Source organism: Haemophilus sp. THUN1690, assembly GCF_059704375.1.
Genome location: NZ_AP046582.1, coordinates 751,698 through 772,055 on the forward strand (window position 1 = coordinate 751,698; position 20,358 = coordinate 772,055).

Here is a 20,358-nt window from a genome sequence, read left to right on the forward strand (position 1 = left end):
CCTACATCTCCTTATTTTTTAATTGATTGAATCAAATATCCGTATCCTGCCTTTTCCATTTCAGCTAACGGAATAAATTTAATTGATGCACTGTTAATGCAATAACGTAAACCGCCTTTATCTTTCGGGCCGTCATCAAATACGTGACCCAAATGGGCATTGCCTGCACGACTTAACACCTCGGTACGTTGCATATTGAAGCTGTTGTCGGTTTCATAATGCACTACCTCTTTCGCTATTGGCTTCGTAAAACTTGGCCAGCCACAACCTGATTCAAATTTATCATTTGAAGAGAAAACAGGCTCTCCTGTAGTGACATCAACATAAATACCTGGTTGGAAATTATCCCAATATTCGTTACTAAAAGAGCGTTCAGTATGTTTATTTTGAGTGACTGAATATTGCAACGGTGTCAATTTCGCTTTAAGTTCTGCATCACTCGGTTTCGGATAATCTTTCTCGTCAATCATAGGTTCATCTGCTTTGGTAATATCAATATGGCAATAGCCATTTGGATTTTTCTTCAAATAATCCTGATGATATTCTTCCGCTACGATGTAATTTTTAAGCGGTTGCACCTCAATTTGCACTGGTTTTTTATATTTAGTTTGAAGCTGGGCGAGAGCTTGTTCGATCACCGCTTTATCTGCTCCATCTTGATAATAAATCCCTGTGCGATATTGTCTGCCGCGATCGTTGCCTTGTTTATTTACACTCGTTGGATCAATCACTTTAAAATAATATTGCAATAATTTATCGAGCGAAATTTGATTTGCATCGTAAGTGACCTTTACGGTTTCTGCATGATCGGTTACCCCAATCATCTGATAACTGGTTTTCTCCGTATTACCATTGGCATAGCCAGAAATCGCATCTTTCACGCCGTGAATACGCTCCATATATGCTTCCATACCCCAAAAACAGCCACCAGCAAGATAAATTTCCCGAATGTTTTGTGTATTTTCCATTGCCATTTTTTGTTCTCCAGATGATGATGTTGAATTTTGTATTGCTAAAGTTGGTGTAGCACAACAAAGTGCGGTAATAAATAGAAATGTTTTTGATAGTTTCATTGTTTTTCCTTATGATGTAAAAATTAACGTTACATAAGGTTAGACGGCGAATAATTCGATTTCTTACAGATTTTTGTAAAATTTTTAAAGAAATTGACTAAAATCCATTGTTATAACCAATAATAAAGAGCTAAAAAACACTGTTTCGCCCTCTGTTATAAGGTAAAAAAGGATCTATATGCAATCATATTCCACTCCTTCGCTTTATCACAAAGCGATTAGTTTTATGGTATCAGCGTACTTTTCCATTACCTTGATGAATGTATTTGTCAAAACTGCTTCTCAAACAATCCCTGCAAGTGAAACCTTATTTTCACGCTTTTTAATCGGCTTGCTTTTCCTACTGCCTTTTGTGATTAAAGATCGCAATTTTAAAGTAGATACTCGTCAATGGAAATTTTTAATCCTGCGGAATGCCGCGGGTGTATCAAGCATGTTGATTAACTTTTATATCGTGAAGTTCTTACCGCTTTCCATCGCTGTCTTATTGATGAATACCTCAGCCCTATTTATCCCGATTTTATTGCTCTTTTTCCATCAAAAAACACCGCTTAATGTGCTTTTGTGTAGCTTAATCGGCTTTCTTGGCGTTTCCATTATTTTACTCAGCAATCACAATGGCAATATTGATCCTATTTATGTGCTGATTGGATTATCTGGTGCTGTATTGGCAGGAATGGCATTTATTGGCTTACAAGAATTAAACAAATACAACACACCAAAAAATATCGTATTTTATTTTCATCTGATTGGGACACTCATGCTACCAATCTTCTTTATTAACCAATGGAAAATACCTAATTTATATGAGCTTGGTTTATTGCTATTAGTGGGCGGATTTGGATTGATTTTCCAATTATTGCTCACTCGTGCTTTTAGATATGCGCCAGCCAACGTTATTACTCCTTTTGCTTTCACTGGCGTAATTTTCTCTAGCGTTTTCGACTGGCTCTTTTGGCATCATACGCCTAACCTCTATTTTTGGTTCGGCGCAGTTGTAATTGTGGGTGCGGTGAGTTTATTGGCAAAAATGAAGAAATAAACACTTTATTTATAAGAATATTAAATTCAGTACTATTAGGTTAGCTGACTCAATATAGTGCGGTGAAAAGTAACGGTGTTTTTTCACTCTGTCAAAATTCCTAATGTGAATCTTTAAATTTCTTCATCATCATACTTAAGGTTTTGCAATTTCGTTGAAAACGACGACAATGAGGGCAAGTTAACAAATGCATTTTTAAACCCATTTTTTCTTGCAGTTCTAATGATCGCTCATGAGAATCAGAAATTATTCGAGTGGCTTGAATACAACGCATAATTTTCTCCTAAAGTTTTTTTGATAGACAATTTTGCAACTGCAAACGGGCCCGATAAAGTGTGGTATGCAAGTTGGATGTGGTAAGCTGAGCTTCTTGACAAATTTCATCCGATGATAATTCTAAAAACTCTCTCATCATAAAAATTTTGGCATGTTTAGCGGGTAAACAAGTCAGGCAAGTTTCGAAAATCAACCAAAACTCATCAGAATACACCGTTTCCTCTTCGCCCTGTAATTCGCTCGGATAATATTCTATTTTCCAATGGCCTGTATCATCAAAAAATGTATTAGTTGACTGTTCATCTTCAATTTCACTTTCTAATACAAAGCGTCCTTTCTGGCGAAGGTAATCAATAATTTTATTTTTTAGAATGGCAAAAACCCAAGTTTTAAAAGCGGATTGATGTTTAAAATTCGCGAGATTGTTAAATGCACTTAAAAATGCTTCTTGTACTAAATCCTCAGCAAGGTCAGCATGATGCAACTGTAACGTTGCAAATTTCAGCATTTGCATACGAATTTGTTGGAGTTCCGTATCAGAAATAGCATTCATTTTAATTCCTTTAAAATTTTTTGTAAGAAATGAAAGAGTTTTTCGTCTAATAGCATGAAAGAAACAATTTCTTTCTATACTATTTTTACCACTCAAACAAGGAAATTCAAAATGAAAAATATTACATTGAAAAGTGCAATCTTAGGTATGGCTATGTTATTTGGTGCAAGCACCCTTTATGCAGAAGAAATGAAATCTGATGCCATGCCAATGAAATCAGAACCGATGATGAATACCCCAATGAAAAAAATGATGAAATCAGATGATATGAAAATGCACTCTGACCACATGATGAAATCTGACCACATGATGAAATCTGACAATATGATGAAGTCTGACAATATGATGAAGTCTGACAATATGATGAAGTCTGATGAAATGGGCATGAAATCTGATATGAAAATGAAATCTGATAAAAAGATGAAATCAAATAAAAAAATGAAAATGACAAAAGAAAAAATGTAAAAAGATACTTTTAAAAGTGCGGTAAAAAATCTCAAAAATTTTTCACCGCACTTTGTTGAAGTAAAATTTACATCACCACCACATCAAACTGTTCTTGGTTATAAAACTGTTCTGTTTTCACCTTCACTCGTTTACCAATAAACATTTCCACTTCTGGCAGTAAGCCGTGAGATTCTTCATTAATAAGATATTCGGAAACCGCTGGCGAGGCATAAACAACAAATTGTTCGCTACTGAATAAATGATAAACCCGAATAATTTCACGCATAATTTCGTAGCAAACTGTCTCGACCGTTTTCACCCGACCACGTCCATGGCACGTTGGACATTCATCGCATAGCACATGCTCAAGGCTTTCACGAGTTCTCTTACGGGTCATTTCTACAAGTCCTAATTGCGTAAAGCCATTCACATTGGTTTTAACGCGATCTTTAGAAAGCGCATCACATAAAGATTCTAATACTCGATTGCGATGTTCATCTGTTTGCATATCAATAAAATCAATAATGATAATGCCACCAAGATTACGTAGTTGGAGTTGCTGTGCAATAGCTTTAGTTGCTTCAATATTGGTATTGAAGATGGTTTCTTCTAGATTACGATGCCCCACAAATGCGCCAGTATTAATATCAATAGTGGTCATGGCTTCTGTTTGCTCAATAATTAAATAACCACCCGATTTGAGATTAACACGTTTATCTAGCGCTGTTTGGATCGCATTTTCAACCCCATACACATCAAAGATAGGTTGATTGCCAGAATAAAGAACAAGTTTATCGCTTAATTCAGGCATAAATTCATCGGTAAACTCTTTTACTTCGCCAAAGCAAAGTTTAGAGTCAATACGAATTTTTTCTAAGTTTGTGCCGATAAAATCACGCAAAATGCGTTGTGGAAGCGCAGGCTCACCATAAATCTTTGATTTAGTTGGATATTTAACTTTACGTTCTAAGACTTTACGCCATAAGCGTTTTAAAAATTCAGCATCTTGACGTAATTCTTCTTCGCTTGCTCCTTCTGTGGCTGTACGAATAATAAAACCACCGAGTTCATCACAAAATGGTTCAACCAATGCTTTTAAACGGGCACGTTCTTCTTCGCTTTCAATACGTTGTGAAACGCCCACATGACTATTTTCCGGCATAAAAACAAGATGACGCGATGGCAATGTGATGTCTGTTGTTAAACGTGCACCTTTTGTACCAAGCGGATCTTTCACCACTTGTACAACAATATCCTGCCCTTCGCGTACTAATTCTGAAATGCTCTTAACTTTAAATTGCTTTTGTTCATTTTCATCTACACATTCCGTATGAGATACAATGTCAGCAGCGTGCAAAAAAGCTGCTTTTTCCAAACCAATATCAACAAAAGCCGACTGCATTCCAGGTAACACTCGAGTCACACGACCTTTATAAATATTTCCAACAATTCCTCGTTTGCCTTGGCGTTCAATATGCACTTCGCGCAACATTCCTGTTTCTACTAGCGCAATGCGTGTTTCGTTAGGAGTTACGTTCATCAATAACTCTACAGCATCCATTTTATATTCCTAATTTCTTAAATTTCATCAAATATTCAGTCTAAATAGAATAATAGCCCGAAATAAGGTAAAATGCATCCTTTCTGAAATTTTTAACCCATTTTGGACTTATAAAATGTTTGGATTCGACCCAACTCTTATTACTTTTACTATTTATATTTTCGGGATGTTACTGATTGGCGTACTTGCCTATTATTACACGAATAATTTATCAGATTACATTCTCGGCGGACGTCGTTTAGGCAGCTTTGTCACTGCAATGTCTGCGGGTGCTTCAGATATGTCTGGTTGGCTTTTAATGGGCTTACCTGGTGCGGTATATTTATCAGGCTTAGTTGAAGGATGGATTGCTATCGGCTTAACGCTTGGCGCTTATTTTAACTGGCTTCTGGTGGCTGGTCGTTTACGTGTTTATACTGAATTAAATAATAATGCCCTCACTCTTCCAGAATATTTCCACAACCGCTTTGCAACATCACATAAATTATTAAAAATTGTTTCTGCTACGATTATTTTAGTATTCTTCACTATTTATTGTGCTTCGGGTGTCGTGGCTGGTGCAAAATTATTCCAAAATTTATTTTCAGTCGAATATTCCACCGCACTTTGGTATGGCGCATTAGCCACCATTCTTTACACTTTTATCGGTGGTTTTTTAGCGGTAAGTTGGACAGATACCATTCAAGCAACCCTTATGATTTTTGCGCTGCTTTTAACGCCTATTTTTGTGTTATTAAGCATTGGCGATACCGCTCAATTTTCCTCGGTATTAGCGCAAGCTGAAGCAGCTGCCAATAAAGATTTTACCGATTTATTTACTGCCACTACGCCACTTGGTCTATTAAGCCTTGCCGCTTGGGGATTAGGATATTTTGGGCAGCCGCACATTTTAGCACGTTTTATGGCGGCTTATTCTGTTAAATCACTTATCAAAGCTCGCCGCATTAGTATGACATGGATGGTGCTTTGCTTAGGTGGTGCAATTGGTATTGGTTTCTTCGCGATCCCTTATTTATTTGCCAATCCAAACATTGCAGACACAGTCAATAATGAACCAGAGCAAGTATTTATTGAACTCGCTAAACTTTTATTTAATCCTTGGATCGCGGGCATATTACTTTCAGCTATTTTAGCTGCTGTAATGAGTACATTAAGTGCGCAATTGTTAATTTCTTCTAGCTCAATCACAGAAGATTTCTACAAAGGTTTTATTCGCCCTAACGCATCTGAAAAAGAGCTCGTATGGCTTGGAAGAATTATGGTGTTGGTTATTGCAGCACTTGCTATCTGGATCGCTCAAGATGAAAACAGCAAAGTATTAAAACTTGTCGAATTTGCTTGGGCTGGTTTTGGTAGTGCATTTGGCCCTGTTGTACTTTTCTCTCTTTTCTGGAAACGAATGACATCATCGGGTGCGATGGCGGGTATGCTAGTAGGCGCAGTGACAGTATTTGCTTGGAAAGAAGTTGTTCCAGCTGATACCGATTGGTTTAAAGTATATGAAATGATTCCGGGGTTTGCTTTCGGTAGCCTTGCAATTATTGTTGTCTCATTGCTGTCTAGCAAACCAGAACAAGATGTTCTAGATACCTTTGACAAAGCAGAAAAGGCCTATAAGGAAGCAAAATGATCGACTTTCGCCCTTTTTATCAACAAATTGCGACCACAAATTTATCAGACTGGTTAGAGACCTTACCGCTCCAATTGAAAGAATGGGAAACTCAAACTCATGGCGATTATGCGAAATGGAGTAAAATTGTTGATTTCCTACCTGATTTACATGCTGATGAAATCAATCTCAAAAGTGCGGTGAAATCTGACCGCACTTCTCCCCTTTCAGAAGGTGAAAAACAACGAATCATCCATCATTTAAAACAATTAATGCCATGGCGAAAGGGGCCTTATCATCTTTTCGGCATTCATGTAGATTGTGAATGGCGTTCAGATTTTAAATGGGATCGTGTTCTTCCTCATTTAGCCCCACTACAAGGTCGCACTATTTTAGATGTGGGCTGTGGCAGCGGTTATCATATGTGGAGAATGGTAGGCGAAGGCGCAAAAATGGTCGTCGGGATTGATCCTACAGAGCTTTTCCTTTGCCAATTTGAAGCAGTACGCAAGCTGCTTAATAATGATCGTCGAGCAAATCTTATCCCGCTTGGTATTGAGCAAATGCAACCATTAGCGGCATTTGATACTGTATTTTCAATGGGCGTACTCTATCATCGTAAATCCCCATTAGATCATTTAAGCCAGTTAAAAAATCAATTGGTAAAAGGTGGTGAATTGGTATTAGAAACGTTAGTGGTGGATGGCGATGTAAATACTGTGCTCGTACCAGCAGATCGCTATGCGAAAATGAAAAATGTTTATTTTATTCCATCTGTCGCCGCACTAATCAACTGGCTAGAAAAAGTTGGCTTTACCAACGTACGTTGTGTAGATGTAGGGACAACCACATTAGAAGAACAGCGTAAAACGGATTGGTTGGAAAATGAAAGCCTGATTGATTTCTTAGATCCAAATGATCACAGTAAAACCATTGAAGGTTATCAAGCACCGAAAAGAGCGGTAATTTTAGCGAACAAATAAAAAAGGGAAATTATTCCCTTTTTTATTTTTAATCAAAACTCTTTCATACTTACAATGAATGATACTCTAATTTCACCGATGTTAATTTAGAGAGTAGCGTTTCAGCCATCGTTTTATGGCTTAGTTTTAATGCTTTTTCAGCCATCACAATTCGCTCAATATCACTCAATTTTTTATCATTTAAATAAGCAAAATTAAATGCGGTTTGCAACGCTGGCAAACTCGGATTAAATGCTGCGTTTTCTGCATAGCGTCCTGTCACCACATCACCATTTTTAAATAAAATTGCAATGCCATGCGGACTATTTGAATAAGGACAATGAGATTGATTTGCCGCCAAAATAGCTTGATTCATCAAATCATCTTGGTGATCAGCCACTAAATAATGATTTTCTACCGCTAAAAGATGCGCTGCAATATCGAGATCTTTCGGTCCAAAAGCATCTGGTAAATAAGAATGTAACGGATTATTTTGGCTATGTGGTAAATGAATTGAAATTTTTTCAGCTTCATGCAATTCATTCATAAATTGACGACAATGCCCGCACGGCGTGTAATTAACCACCATGTCTGAAATACGACGTTCATTACGCAACCATGCATGAGAAATTGCACTTTGCTCTGCATGAATCGTTTGCTGAATGGCTGAATTAGAAAATTCTTGATTCGCGCCAAAATAAAAATCACCTTGTTCACCAATAGCAATGGCCCCCACATTAAAATGAGAAATAGCGGTATGGCTATAACTCGCCGCAATCGGCAACAAATGCATAGCTAATTTTAATGGCGTAAGTTCAAAATCACGACAAAGCTGCTCCACCTGGGAACGATTTAAAAAGCCAGCCCAATTTTGCAAACGAATTTCATCAACAATAGCTTGATTGAGTGCATCATCTTGTGGCAATGCGTGCTTAATAAGTTCTTGCATAAGACATCCTTAAAATATTAAAAATTATAACTGCACTTATTAAAGCAAAATTTACTGTCAGCTGCGACCCTTTACCAAAGTATTCCTTATAACTGTGATCCTGATCACTTATTTTGATAGATTAAAATTATTACAATTTATTAACATATAGCCAAAGGCTATCAATTTTATTGAATAGAACAATTTCACAGCAAATTCTAGAAACGTATAATACCCATATCAAAGGCAGGGCATTAGCTCAATTATTTAACTAGAAAAAGGAAATTATTATGTCAAAAACATCTATCGGATTAGACAAAATTCAATCAGCAGAATTAGCCAATAAACTTAACGAATTACTTGCAACCTACCAAGTATTCTATACTAATGTACGTGGTTACCACTGGAACATTAAAGGTGTAAATTTCTTTGCATTACACGCAAAATTTGAAGAAATCTACACAGATTTAATCACCAAAGTTGATGAAGTGGCGGAACGTATTTTAACTTTAGGTTACACACCAAATAACGCATATAGCCAATACTTAAAAGTATCTCGTATTAAAGAAGATATTGCAGTAAGCGGCGCACAAGAATGTTTATCTGGCACATTACAAGGCTTAAAAACATTACTCGACCAACAACGTGAAATTCTCGCTCTTGCAGGTGATGCTGATGATGAAGGTACTGCATCACAAATGAGTGACTACATTAAAGAACAAGAAAAATTAGTATGGATGTTCCAAGCAGCTTGCCAAACTTGCCATGCTTAATAGGTAAATTTCAACTCTAACAAAAACTAACGTGCAATCTATCTAACTCTAAAAAAGTTAGGCTAAATTAATACAAGGACCAAGTTCTATATCCCAGAAATTGGTCCTTTTAATTAACTAGACTTAACCAAATATCCTCTCTATTTTTAACATAAATTAGTTATTTTTCTTAAAATACTTAAAAAAATATTAATTAGGCTTGACTTATCTCTTTTGTACTAGTTTAATAGTACAAAAGTTTTCTAAAGGATATCAATATGCAAACTCAAGCCTTTATTGCGGTGACAGCTCAACCCGTTCCTTATTATGCTGACACCACTGCTATTTTTAATACACTTTGCCAGCCTAATTCAAATTCTCTTCTACTCGACTCTGCCGAAATCGGGAGTAAAAACAGTTTACAAAGCCTTATCTTAGTCAATGCTGCGGTTAAAATAACGTGCTTAGGTCACAACGTCACATTTAAAGCATTAAATGAGAATGGAAAACAAGTGTTAAAAGAAATTCATCCAAAATTAACCGCACTTGGGAAAGTAAGTGCGGTCAATTTTGATGATGAATTTTCTGTACAATTTTCGCCACTTGATAATCAACTCGATGAAGATAGCAAATTACAGTCTGCTACTATTTTTGATGGACTGCGTGTTATTTCTAGTCTTTATCAACATAGTCAAACGCCTATTTTCTTAGGTGGATTATTTGCTTACGATCTCGTCGCAAATTTTATTCCAATGGATGGTATTACCTTGCAAAATGATGGTATAAACTGCCCTGATTACAGTTTCTATCTTGCCGAACACCTCATTACTATCGACCATCAAAATCAACAAGCAACACTAAAAAGTTTCTGTTTTGCTCAAGAAGAACAAGTCAATATTGCGAAAACCTCGCTTTCCATCGCACAAAAACTAAAAAATATTGATAATGTTCTTTCTATTAAAACGGCAAGTGATGAGGTTACAACAAACTTTGAAGATCCTGAATTTACGGGCATTGTAAAAGCCTTAAAACACCATATTAACATTGGTGATGTATTCCAAATTGTGCCATCTCGCCGTTTTTCATTAGCTTGCCCGAATACCCTTGCGAGCTATGCACAATTAAAACATAACAATCCAAGCCCTTATATGTTCTACATGAACGATGAGGATTTCATTTTATTCGGTGCATCACCAGAAAGTGCGTTGAAATATGCACCGGATAATCGCCAATTAGAAATTTATCCAATTGCAGGTTCTCGCCCGCGTGGTTTTGATGCCCATGGCAATATTGACCCAGAATTAGATGCACGTTTGGAATTAGAATTACGCCTTGATCATAAAGAGCAAGCTGAACATTTAATGTTGGTAGATTTAGCACGTAATGACATTGCTCGCGTTTGCCAAAGCGGTACACGTAAAGTCGCTGAATTAATGCAAGTAGATCGCTATTCGCACATCATGCATTTGGTTTCACGCGTAGTGGGTAAACTTCGTCCTGAACTTGATGCTCTACACGCTTATCAAGCTTGTATGAATATGGGAACTTTAACTGGCGCGCCGAAAATCAAAGCAATGCAATTGATTTATCAATTTGAACAACAAAAACGTCACAGCTACGGTGGTGCGGTCGGTTATCTCACGTCTGATGGTCATTTTGATACCTGTATCGTGATTCGTTCTGCTTTTGTACAAAATGGCATTGCGCATATTCAAGCCGGCTGTGGAGAAGTATTGGATTCAGATCCTCAAATGGAAGCGGATGAAACTCGCCATAAAGCGGCTGCAGTGCTTAAAGCAATCAAACAAATCAATACCCAAGCAAAATAAGGATGATAAATTATGGCTAATATTCTCTTTTTAGATAATTTCGATTCATTCACGTATAACTTAGTGGATCAATTCCGTGTGCTTGGGCATAACGTAAAAATTTATCGTAATGACACCAATTTAGAACAAGTGGTGCAAGAGGCATTAAATACACCCGATACAATTCTTGCGCTCTCACCAGGACCAGGTACTCCGGCAGAAGCGGGTATCTTACTCCCGCTCATTGAACGTTTAAAAAATGATGTGCCAATTATCGGGATTTGCTTAGGCCATCAAGCGCTTATTCAAGCCTTTGGTGGAGAGGTTGTACATGCAGGCGAAGTATTACATGGTAAAGTATCGCGCATTCAACACGATAACCAAGCCATGTTCAAAGATATTGCCAACCCAATGCCTGTGGCACGTTATCACTCTTTAATGGGTAAAAATCTGCCTGACGAATTTATTGTCAATGCCGATTACAATGGTATCGTGATGGCTATTCGTCATAAAACCTTGCCAATTTGTGCTTTCCAATTCCACCCAGAAAGCATCCTTACTGTGCAGGGTTCCAAATTATTACAACAATCTGTGGAATGGTTATTAAACAGAGATTAAGGAAGAAAAATGATTACCGTATATGGATTAAAAGAAGTGCTTGCACCTCGTCGTCAAGATATTGCAGAAGTAATTTATAACTGTTTAAACCTTGGTTTAGATATTCCTCGTGGAAAGCATGCGATTCGTTTCTTATGTTTAGATAAAGAAGATTTTCTTTATCCTATCGATCGTAACGATGATTACACTGTTATTGAGATTAACCTCATGCAAGGTCGTATGGAAGGTACCAAAAAACGTTTAATCAAAATGCTCTTCAGCGAACTCGAATACAAAATTGGTATTAAATCTCACAACGTTGAAATTACGATTAAAGAACAACCTGCGCACTGCTGGGGCTTCCGTGGCATGACTGGTGATGAAGCTCGCGATTTAGATTACGATATTTACGTATAAGGGACGAGATTATGCAAACGGCTCAATTATTAGAACAACTTTACAACGGAAAAACACTTAACAAAGAAGAAAGTGCGGTTATTTTTAATGCCATTATGCAAGGCGAGCTCAATAATGAACAAATTGCTGCCATGCTAATTGCGTTAAAAGTACGTGGGGCAACTATCGATGAATTAAGTGGTGCAGTATCGGCATCCTTGCAAAATGCCAAATCATTCCCTCGTCCTGACTACCCTTTTGCGGATATTGTGGGGACTGGCGGTGATGGTCAAAACACGATTAATATTTCTACGGCGAGTGCCATTGTTGCAGCCTCTATGGGTGCTAAAGTGGCCAAACATGGTAACCGCAGCGTATCAAGCAAATCAGGTGCCAGTGATGTATTAACTGCACTCGGCGTAAATGTGAATGTCACACCAGAGCAAGCTCGTCAAGCGCTTGATGATATTGGGGTATGCTTCTTATTTGCTCAACAATATCACAGTGGTTTTAAACATGTCGCCCCTGTTCGTGCCGCATTAAAAACGCGTACGCTTTTTAATATTTTGGGTCCATTAATTAATCCAGCTCGCCCAACTTATCATTTGCTTGGCGTATATGCCCCTGAATTAGTGAAAACCTATGCTGAAACCGCTATTGCATTAGGCCATCAACATACTTTTGTGGTTCATGGTGCGGGTCTTGATGAAGTCGCGGTACACGGTGAAACGCAAGTGGCAGAAATTAAAAACGGTAAAATTGACTACTTCACTTTAACCCCAGAAGATTTTGGTTTAAAAACACAATCTTTAGAAAGTTTACGTGGTGGCGAACCGCAAGAAAATGCCCAATATCTGACCGCACTTTTACAGGGCAAAGGCAAAGCAGAACATGCTAATGCGGTAGCCGCAAATGTGGCATTATTGTTGAAGTTATTTGGTCATGATGACTTAAAACAAAATGTTCAAAATGTGTTAGCTCACCTTGCATCAGGCAAAGCGTTTGAGACACTACAACATTTGACAGAATATTAAGATAAAGGCCAATTTGATACACCACAATAAAGCCCCAATAAAAATAAATAAGAAGAAAAATTATGATCACGCAAGATTTCACCAAACCAATTGACTCTGCTACGGTGCTACAAAAAATCGTCTTAGACAAAGCGCAATGGGTTAAAGCAAAGGAAGCTGAATTTCCGCTTTCACAATTTAAAGAAAACATTCAAAAATCTGACCGCTCTTTTTATTATGCGTTGGCTAAAGGCACCCATCAAAAACCGGCTTATATTTTAGAATGTAAGAAAGCTTCCCCTTCTAAAGGATTAATTCGTGGTGAATTTAATTTAGATGAAATCGCCAATGTGTATAAACATTATGCGTCAGCGGTTTCAGTGCTAACGGATGAGAAATACTTTCAAGGTAAATTTGACTATTTGCCGCAAGTACGTGACGTTGTCTCACAACCTGTATTGTGCAAAGATTTTATGATTAGCGAGTATCAGGTTTATCTTGCACGCTACTATCAAGCTGATGCTATTTTATTAATGCTTTCGGTAGTAAATGACGAAACCTATCGCGTATTGGCTGATCTTGCACATTCTCTCGGTATGGGCGTATTGACAGAAACCAGCAATGAAGCAGAGTTTGAGCGTGCCCTTGCATTAGGTGCAAAAATTATCGGCGTCAACAATCGTAATCTTCACGATCTCACCGTTGATTTAAACCGCGTGGTAGAACTCACACAAAAATATGCCGATCGTATTCCTAGTGATGCACGTATTATCAGCGAATCGGGTATTTATAATCATAGCCAAATTCGTGATTTGCAAAAAGTGGCACATAGCTTTTTAATCGGCAGCAGCCTAATGGGCAGTGCAGATTTAAATAATGCTGTGCGTGAAGTGATTTTTGGAGAAAATAAAGTATGTGGTTTAACTCGCACGCAAGATGCCAAAGAGGTTTACGCAAACGGAGCATTATACGGCGGCTTAATTTTCGTCGAACATTCAAAACGCTGTGTGAGCCTACGTCAAGCCCAAGAATTAGTGACAGCATCACCACTTCGTTTTGTGGGCGTGTTCCAGAATCAAGAAATTGATTTTATTGTAAAAATCGCTAAACAATTGCAGCTTTATGCCGTTCAGCTACACGGTTCAGAAACCGCTGAATTTATTGCCGCACTTCGTCACCAACTGCCTGAGGAAACTCAAATTTGGAAAGCCATTTCAATAGATACTGAAGCACAAAGTGCGGTTAATTTTACTGATGATTTAAATATTGCTCGCTATATTTTCGATAGCCAATCCGATAATCAACAAGGTGGCACAGGAAAAACCTTTAATTGGTCCGTCATTCCTGAAAACTTGAAACACAAAATTATTTTGGCTGGAGGAATTTCACCCGACAATATTGAACAAGCCATTAAGCAAGGTTGCTTAGGTGTTGATCTCAATTCTGGTGTAGAAACTACTGCAGGAGTGAAAGATAGCGAAAAAGTGCGGTTAGTTTTTGAAAAAATTTGTTCTTAATCCAATCTAAGGCTGTATTCTACAGCCTTTATTTTTGTTCCTTTTCAAACAAATAAGAACTCCTCTCAAATACAATAACATTACGTTCACAATTTGGACATATTTATTCTATAAATTCTTCATTTCATGATTATGATCAAATTTTTTTTGAAGAAAACATTTATCATTGGCCAATTTCCACAATAAATGTGTGTCTTTGGAGTGATACTATGAATAATCCGGATGGCGTTTTTTCTGCATTGGCAGATGTTTCTCGCCGAGATTTTATGAAATTATGTACCGCACTTGCGGCTACGATGGGGCTAAATTCTAAAGCGGGCGCAGAAATGACGGCAGCAATGACCAGTCCAGCACGCCCACCAGTGCTTTGGATTGGTGCGCAAGAATGTACTGGCTGTACAGAATCTTTACTGCGTGCAACCCACCCAACTGTTGAAAATCTCGTGCTAGATTTAATTTCCCTCGAATATCATGAGGTACTTTCTGCTGCATTTGGTGAACAAGCAGAAGAAAATAAACATAATGCTATCCATAATTATTACGGCAAATATGTGCTTGTAGTGGATGGTTCCATTCCAATTAAAGACGGCGGTGTATACTGCATGGTGGCAGGCAAACCCATTGTGGAACATATTCGTGAAGCCGCAAAAGGTGCCGCAGCCATTATTGCAATTGGATCCTGCTCATCTTGGGGTGGTGTTCCATCTTGCGGTGGCAACCCAACAGGTGCGGTCAGTCTTTCTGAAGTTTTACCAAAAGGCACACCAATTATTAACATTCCAGGTTGTCCTCCTAACCCACATAATTTCTTGGCAACCGTTGCCTATATCATCACTTATAAAAAATTACCGGCAATGGATAAATTAAATCGTCCATTGTTTGCTTATGATCGTCTAATCCATGAAAACTGTTATCGCCGACCGCACTTTGATGCAGGCCGTTTCGCAAAAGAATTTGGCGATTATGGTCATCGTCATGGCTGGTGTTTATACCATTTAGGTTGTAAAGGGCCCGAAACTTACGGCAACTGCTCTACACTAGAATTCTGTGATGTTGGTGGTAATAACTGGCCAGTGGGTATCGGGCATCCTTGCTATGGCTGTAACGATCAAGGTATCGGCTTTACCAAAGGCATTTTCCAATTAGCGAACGTCGAAAATCCAACGCCACGGGTGGAAAAACCAGATGTAAACAATGTTGAAGGCGAAGGTGCCTCAATGACGGCGATTGGCTTATTAGGCGGTGCTGCAGCCATTTTAGCAGGTGTCAGCGTGATGACCTTGAAAGAATTGAGCAAACAACATAAAGCGAACAAAGCTGCAGACAATCAAGCCAATCAAGATCAAGGACACTAAAGATGGATAGACGAAATTTCCTTAAAGCAGGTCTGCTGGGAACTGTCACATCAGGTCTGCCCGTTGCAAAAGCCGAAGCGGTGGAAAATCTTCCGCCCATTCCTGGCGCACTTGGGATGCTTTATGACTCGACACTTTGCGTTGGCTGTCAGGCTTGTGTTGCAGAATGTCAGCAAGTAAATAAAACACTTGTCAACCCCAAAGGTGAGCAAACTTGGGCAAACAATGACAAACTCACTCCGTTCACACGCAATGTGATTCAAGTATGGAGCGATGGCGACGGCAAAAATAAAGATAAAACAGAAAACGGTTATGCTTATGTTAAAAAACAATGCATGCACTGTGTTGATCCAAACTGCGTTTCTGTTTGCCCAGTACAGGCTTTAACCAAAGATCCTAAAACAGGTATTGTTAAATACGATCCTGATATTTGTACTGGTTGCCGTTATTGCATGGTGGGTTGTCCATTTGATGTGCCAAAATATGATTACGACAATCCATTTGGTCAAATCAGCAAATGTGAACTTTGCAACCAAAAAGGCGTGGAACGCTTAGATAAAGGTGAATTACCAGGTTGTTGTCATGTTTGTCCTACTGGCGCAATTATTTTTGGTACCCGTGAAGAACTTTTAGCGGAAGCAAAACGTCGTTTAAGTTTATTACGTGGCACCGAATATGACTATCCTCGCCAACATGTAAACAGTAAAGATACTTATCGCGCAACTGTACCAGCCTATCAATATCGTATTTACGGTGAAAAAGAAGGTGGCGGTACACAAGTATTAGTGTTAAGTGCGGTTCCACAAGAAAATTTAGGTTTCCCTGAGTTAGATGATATTGCTACAGGTGCACGCGCAGCGCATTTACAGCACTTCTTGTATCGCGGTTTAGCATTGCCACTGGTGGCTTTAGCTGGTTTAACAATGATGACTTATAAGAATATGCACGGCGATAAGATTCGTGAACGAATTGAAGCGCAAAAAGAAGCAATGCGCCAAGCGCGTAAAGAAATGGAAGAAGCGGAGGATGAACATCATGGGTAATCCACGTCCGGTGGGCGGTCGATTAGTTTCCGCCAGTATTCTCTTTTTTGCACCTTTGGCTGTAATTTGTATCTTATTAATTATTAAGCGTTTGTTCTTAGGTATCGGTTCCGTCACCGCACTTAACGGCGGTTATCCTTGGGGCTTATGGATTTCCTTTGACTTACTTGTAGGTACTGGTTTTGCCTGTGGTGGTTGGGCATTAGCTTGGACAGTATATATTTTCAACAAAGGGAAATATCACCCTCTTGTGCGTCCCGCATTGCTTGCTAGCTTATTCGGCTATTCATTAGGTGGTCTTTCCATCACCATTGATATGGGTCGTTACTGGCACTTGCCTTACTTCTACATTCCTGGTCAATTCAATACAAACTCGGTGTTATTTGAAACCGCATTTTGTATGACAATTTACATCATTGTCGTCACCCTTGAATTTGCGCCAGTCTGGCTCGGGTTCTTAGGATTGAAAAAATGGTTTAATAAGCTCAACAAAATTATGTTCTTTGTCATCGCACTTGGCGCACTATTGCCGATGATGCACCAATCATCTATGGGATCATTAATGATCGCCGCAGGTCATAAAGTTCATCAAGTGTGGCAAAGCTATGAAGCATTACCAATCTTATCCTTACTCACCGCATTTATTATGGGCTTTTCTATCGTCATTTTTGAAGGTTCTTTAGTGCGCGCAGGTTTAGCAGGAAAAACACCAGATGAGCGTTCACTCTTTACCCAGCTTGCAAAAGTGACCGCTGGATTAATCGCACTTTTCCTTGCAGTACGCTTTGGCGAATTGATTTACCATGACAAACTCCATTATGTATTCGGATTCGATAAACTTGGTAAATTTGAAGCTTGGATGTTTTGGATGGAAGTATGGCTAATGACATTACCATTACTCACTTTATTCCTTGGTGAGAAAAAATCTGATTCACGTTGGCTGTTTATCTCAGCCTTGAGCATGTTACTCGGCGCAGCCCTATGGCGTTTAAATTATTCAATGATTATGTACGATCCAGGTAATGGCTATCGTTACTTCCCATCAGCAGAAGAATTGCTAATTTCTATTGGTTTCGTTTCCATCGAAATTTGCGCCTATATTTTAATAATTCGTCTATTCCCTGTCTTACCAGTGTTGAAAGAAAAACATCATGAAGACTCGGAACAAATTATTGCCGAAAAAGCACAATTCAGTAAAAAAATGAGCGGAGCAGAATAATGACTGAAAAAAAACGTATCTCAATCGACCCTATCACACGCATTGAAGGCCATTTGCGTATCGATTGTGAAATTGAAAATGGCGTAGTAACAAACGCTTGGTCATCAGGCACAATGTGGCGTGGTATGGAAAATATCGTAAAAGGTTCAGATCCGCGTGATGCTTGGATGATTATGCAACGTATTTGCGGTGTTTGTACAACTGTTCACGCTATTATAAGTGTACGTGCAGTGGAAGATGCTCTCGGTGCCAAAGTGCCAGTAAATGCACAATATATCCGCAATATGATTCTTTCTGCTCATAGCATGCACGACCATATCGTTCATTTTTATCAACTTTCTGCGATGGACTGGGTGGATATCACTGCGGCACTGAACGCTGATCCCGATAAAGCCGCTGAAATGCTTAAAGGTGTTTCGACATGGGGATTAAACAGTGCAAATGAATTCCGCAATGTACAAAATAAAATTAAATCTTTAGTTGAAAGTGGTCAACTTGGTATTTTTGCTAATGGTTATTTCGGTCACCCTGCCATGAAATTACCGCCAGAAGTAAACCTCATCGCGGTGGCTCACTATTTACAAGCACTTGAATGTCAGCGTGATTGTAACCGTATTGTGGCATTACTCGGCGGAAAAACACCGCACATTCAAAACTTAGCAATTGGTGGCGTAGCAAACCCAATCAACTTAGACTCTCAATCAGTATTAAACTTAGAACGTTTAATGTTTGTAAAATCCTGTATTGATCGTTTAAATGACTTTGTTACCCAAGTTTATCGTGTTGATGCGGCGATCATTGCGGCTTATTACCCTGAATGGCTCAATCTTGGTAAAACATCGGGCAACTACCTTTCTGTACCTGAATATCCAATTGATGGTGATAATTCTAAATTTGTTCTAACGGGTGGCTATATTGAAAACTTTGATATTTCAAGTTTCCGCCCAATTACCCAACAAAAAGATGAATTTGTTGTAAAAGGCATTAAAGAAAGTGGTAAACACGCTTGGTATGAAGACGATGAACCGCTTGAACCTTGGGCTGGTTTAACACGTCCGAAATATACTGGCTGGCAAGATGAAGGCAAATATTCATGGGTTAAAGCGCCAAGTTTCTACGGAAAAGTTGTTGAAGTGGGCCCTCTTGCCTATTTAATGTGTAACTTAGCCAATGAAAATAAAGATACATTACATCACTTTAACCATATTAAAGGGTTGTATGAAAAACTAAGCGGCAATACCTTATCTGTTGATCATTTACATTCAACCTTAGGGCGTATTATTGCTCGTACCGTACATTGTTGCGTGCTAAATAACATTCTTGAACAACAATGGAAACTACTTGTTGATAATATTGGCACTGGCGATACCGTTGCTTATCTCAAAACAGACATTCCACAAACAGGTGAGTTTAAAGGAGTTGGTTTTGGTGAAGTACCTCGTGGCATGCTCTCTCACTGGGTTGTCGTTAAAAATGGCAAAATCGAAAATTATCAAGCCGTTGTGCCATCAACTTGGAATGCAGGTCCTCGTAACCAAAATGATGAAATGGGTCCTTACGAGCTTTCCATTATCGGTACACCTGTAGCAGATCCAACAAAACCATTGGAAGTTGTGCGCACAATCCACTCTTTCGACCCTTGCATGTCATGCGCAGTGCATGTTGTGAACACAGAAAATGGTGAAGTCACACAAGTGAAGGTGCTCTAATGAAGCCATTAATCTTAGGCGTTGGTAATATTTTACTCGGTGATGAAGGCGTGGGCGTACGAATCGCCCAAGCCCTAGAAAATCGCTCTGAAATTTTATCGCACTTTGACGTGGTTGACGGTGGCACTTGCGGCATGGAATTATTGGATAAAATGGCAAATCGTGAGCATATCATCATCATCGATGCCGTACTTGCCAATAAACAACCAGGAGAAATCATTGTGCTTCATGATGAGCAAGTGCCAGTATTTTTCTCTCGTAAAATTTCACCACACCAACTTGGTATTTGTGATGTGCTTTCTGCATTGAAATTAACGGATGAATTCCCTAAAAATCTATGTTTAATTGGGGTTCAACCAGAAACTTTTGACCCACAAATTGCATTAAGTAAAACAATCCAAAAACAATTCCCAGAAATTTTTAAAACATTAGAAAACGTTTTGAAAGAGTATGGATTTCACGTTCAAATATAGATTAGAAATAATACATTTCACGCAT

General features: G+C 38.6%; 20 protein-coding genes. 15 read left to right on the plus strand and 5 right to left on the minus strand.

Features of this window, described 5'->3' with window-relative positions; all coding sequences use genetic code 11:
- Positions 1-11 precede the first annotated feature (11 nt).
- Positions 12-1,073 (minus strand): bifunctional peptide-methionine (S)-S-oxide reductase MsrA/peptide-methionine (R)-S-oxide reductase MsrB, encoded by a 1,062-nt coding sequence (gene msrAB, locus AC6H22_RS03545; RefSeq protein ID WP_497515368.1) that lies wholly within the window; start codon positions 1,071-1,073, stop codon positions 12-14.
- 178 nt (positions 1,074-1,251) lie between these two features.
- Here msrAB and AC6H22_RS03550 point away from each other — a divergent pair, with 178 nt between their 5' ends.
- Complete coding sequence (locus AC6H22_RS03550; RefSeq protein WP_497515369.1) at positions 1,252-2,115, plus strand: DMT family transporter; 864 nt, start codon at positions 1,252-1,254, stop codon at positions 2,113-2,115.
- A gap of 100 nt (positions 2,116-2,215) precedes the next feature.
- Here AC6H22_RS03550 and AC6H22_RS03555 read toward each other — a convergent pair whose 3' ends face one another.
- Together AC6H22_RS03555 and AC6H22_RS03560 are read right to left on the minus strand one after the other, a co-directional pair.
- Positions 2,216-2,389, minus strand: a complete 174-nt coding sequence (locus AC6H22_RS03555; protein WP_048952589.1) for an anti-sigma factor family protein — start codon at positions 2,387-2,389, stop codon at positions 2,216-2,218.
- 9 nt (positions 2,390-2,398) lie between these two features.
- On the minus strand, positions 2,399-2,944 hold the full coding sequence (locus AC6H22_RS03560) for a sigma-70 family RNA polymerase sigma factor (protein WP_497515370.1): 546 nt from the start codon (positions 2,942-2,944) through the stop codon (positions 2,399-2,401).
- Between the two features lie 111 nt (positions 2,945-3,055).
- On the opposite strand from AC6H22_RS03560, the gene AC6H22_RS03565 reads away from it, so the two are divergent.
- On the plus strand, positions 3,056-3,409 hold the full coding sequence (locus AC6H22_RS03565; RefSeq protein ID WP_497515371.1) for a hypothetical protein: 354 nt from the start codon (positions 3,056-3,058) through the stop codon (positions 3,407-3,409).
- 67 nt (positions 3,410-3,476) lie between these two features.
- On the opposite strand, the gene rng is transcribed toward AC6H22_RS03565, so the two are convergent.
- Positions 3,477-4,952 (minus strand): ribonuclease G, encoded by a 1,476-nt coding sequence (gene rng / locus AC6H22_RS03570; protein ID WP_005629333.1) that lies wholly within the window; start codon positions 4,950-4,952, stop codon positions 3,477-3,479.
- Between the two features lie 115 nt (positions 4,953-5,067).
- On the opposite strand from rng, the gene putP reads away from it, so the two are divergent.
- Together putP and cmoB are read left to right on the plus strand one after the other, a co-directional pair.
- Positions 5,068-6,582: a sodium/proline symporter PutP gene (gene putP / locus AC6H22_RS03575; protein WP_118816952.1), complete on the plus strand. Its 1,515-nt coding sequence runs from the start codon at positions 5,068-5,070 to the stop codon at positions 6,580-6,582.
- Entirely contained in the window at positions 6,579-7,544 is a 966-nt protein-coding gene (cmoB, locus tag AC6H22_RS03580) for a tRNA 5-methoxyuridine(34)/uridine 5-oxyacetic acid(34) synthase CmoB (RefSeq protein ID WP_005629329.1), read from the plus strand. The genes putP and cmoB overlap by 4 nt, the downstream gene beginning before the upstream one ends.
- 49 nt (positions 7,545-7,593) lie before the next feature.
- Here cmoB and cdd read toward each other — a convergent pair whose 3' ends face one another.
- Positions 7,594-8,472, minus strand: coding sequence for a cytidine deaminase (gene cdd / locus AC6H22_RS03585; protein ID WP_046952861.1), 879 nt, complete (start codon positions 8,470-8,472; stop codon positions 7,594-7,596).
- Positions 8,473-8,741: 269 nt separating this feature from the next.
- On the opposite strand from cdd, the gene AC6H22_RS03590 reads away from it, so the two are divergent.
- The 11 genes from AC6H22_RS03590 (at position 8,742) to AC6H22_RS03640 (ending at position 20,333) form a co-directional block, all read left to right on the plus strand.
- Positions 8,742-9,224, plus strand: coding sequence for a Dps family protein (locus AC6H22_RS03590; RefSeq protein WP_005629322.1), 483 nt, complete (start codon positions 8,742-8,744; stop codon positions 9,222-9,224).
- Between the two features lie 257 nt (positions 9,225-9,481).
- A complete protein-coding gene (gene trpE / locus AC6H22_RS03595) occupies positions 9,482-11,032 on the plus strand; it encodes an anthranilate synthase component I (RefSeq protein WP_005629320.1) in 1,551 nt (516 codons plus the stop codon).
- Positions 11,033-11,044: 12 nt separating this feature from the next.
- Positions 11,045-11,629: an aminodeoxychorismate/anthranilate synthase component II gene (locus tag AC6H22_RS03600; protein WP_005697516.1), complete on the plus strand. Its 585-nt coding sequence runs from the start codon at positions 11,045-11,047 to the stop codon at positions 11,627-11,629.
- A gap of 9 nt (positions 11,630-11,638) precedes the next feature.
- The gene (locus AC6H22_RS03605) at positions 11,639-12,025 is read left to right on the plus strand and encodes a tautomerase family protein (RefSeq protein ID WP_005629316.1); all 387 of its coding nucleotides are present in this window, start codon (positions 11,639-11,641) and stop codon (positions 12,023-12,025) included.
- 11 nt (positions 12,026-12,036) lie between these two features.
- On the plus strand, positions 12,037-13,038 hold the full coding sequence (gene trpD, locus AC6H22_RS03610) for an anthranilate phosphoribosyltransferase (RefSeq protein WP_497515373.1): 1,002 nt from the start codon (positions 12,037-12,039) through the stop codon (positions 13,036-13,038).
- A 62-nt stretch (positions 13,039-13,100) separates the two neighbouring features.
- Entirely contained in the window at positions 13,101-14,534 is a 1,434-nt protein-coding gene (gene trpCF, locus AC6H22_RS03615; RefSeq protein WP_497515374.1) for a bifunctional indole-3-glycerol-phosphate synthase TrpC/phosphoribosylanthranilate isomerase TrpF, read from the plus strand.
- A gap of 209 nt (positions 14,535-14,743) precedes the next feature.
- Entirely contained in the window at positions 14,744-15,889 is a 1,146-nt protein-coding gene (gene hybO, locus AC6H22_RS03620; RefSeq protein ID WP_046952858.1) for a hydrogenase 2 small subunit, read from the plus strand.
- 2 nt (positions 15,890-15,891) lie between these two features.
- The gene (gene hybA, locus AC6H22_RS03625) at positions 15,892-16,932 is read left to right on the plus strand and encodes a hydrogenase 2 operon protein HybA (protein ID WP_046952857.1); all 1,041 of its coding nucleotides are present in this window, start codon (positions 15,892-15,894) and stop codon (positions 16,930-16,932) included.
- The gene (hybB, locus tag AC6H22_RS03630; protein ID WP_005629305.1) at positions 16,925-18,151 is read left to right on the plus strand and encodes a Ni/Fe-hydrogenase cytochrome b subunit; all 1,227 of its coding nucleotides are present in this window, start codon (positions 16,925-16,927) and stop codon (positions 18,149-18,151) included. The genes hybA and hybB overlap by 8 nt, the downstream gene beginning before the upstream one ends.
- Positions 18,151-19,860, plus strand: a complete 1,710-nt coding sequence (hybC, locus tag AC6H22_RS03635; RefSeq protein WP_005629303.1) for a hydrogenase 2 large subunit — start codon at positions 18,151-18,153, stop codon at positions 19,858-19,860. The genes hybB and hybC overlap by 1 nt, the downstream gene beginning before the upstream one ends.
- Positions 19,860-20,333: a HyaD/HybD family hydrogenase maturation endopeptidase gene (locus AC6H22_RS03640; protein ID WP_118816958.1), complete on the plus strand. Its 474-nt coding sequence runs from the start codon at positions 19,860-19,862 to the stop codon at positions 20,331-20,333. Before hybC ends, AC6H22_RS03640 begins: the two co-directional genes overlap by 1 nt.
- Positions 20,334-20,358 lie beyond the last annotated feature (25 nt).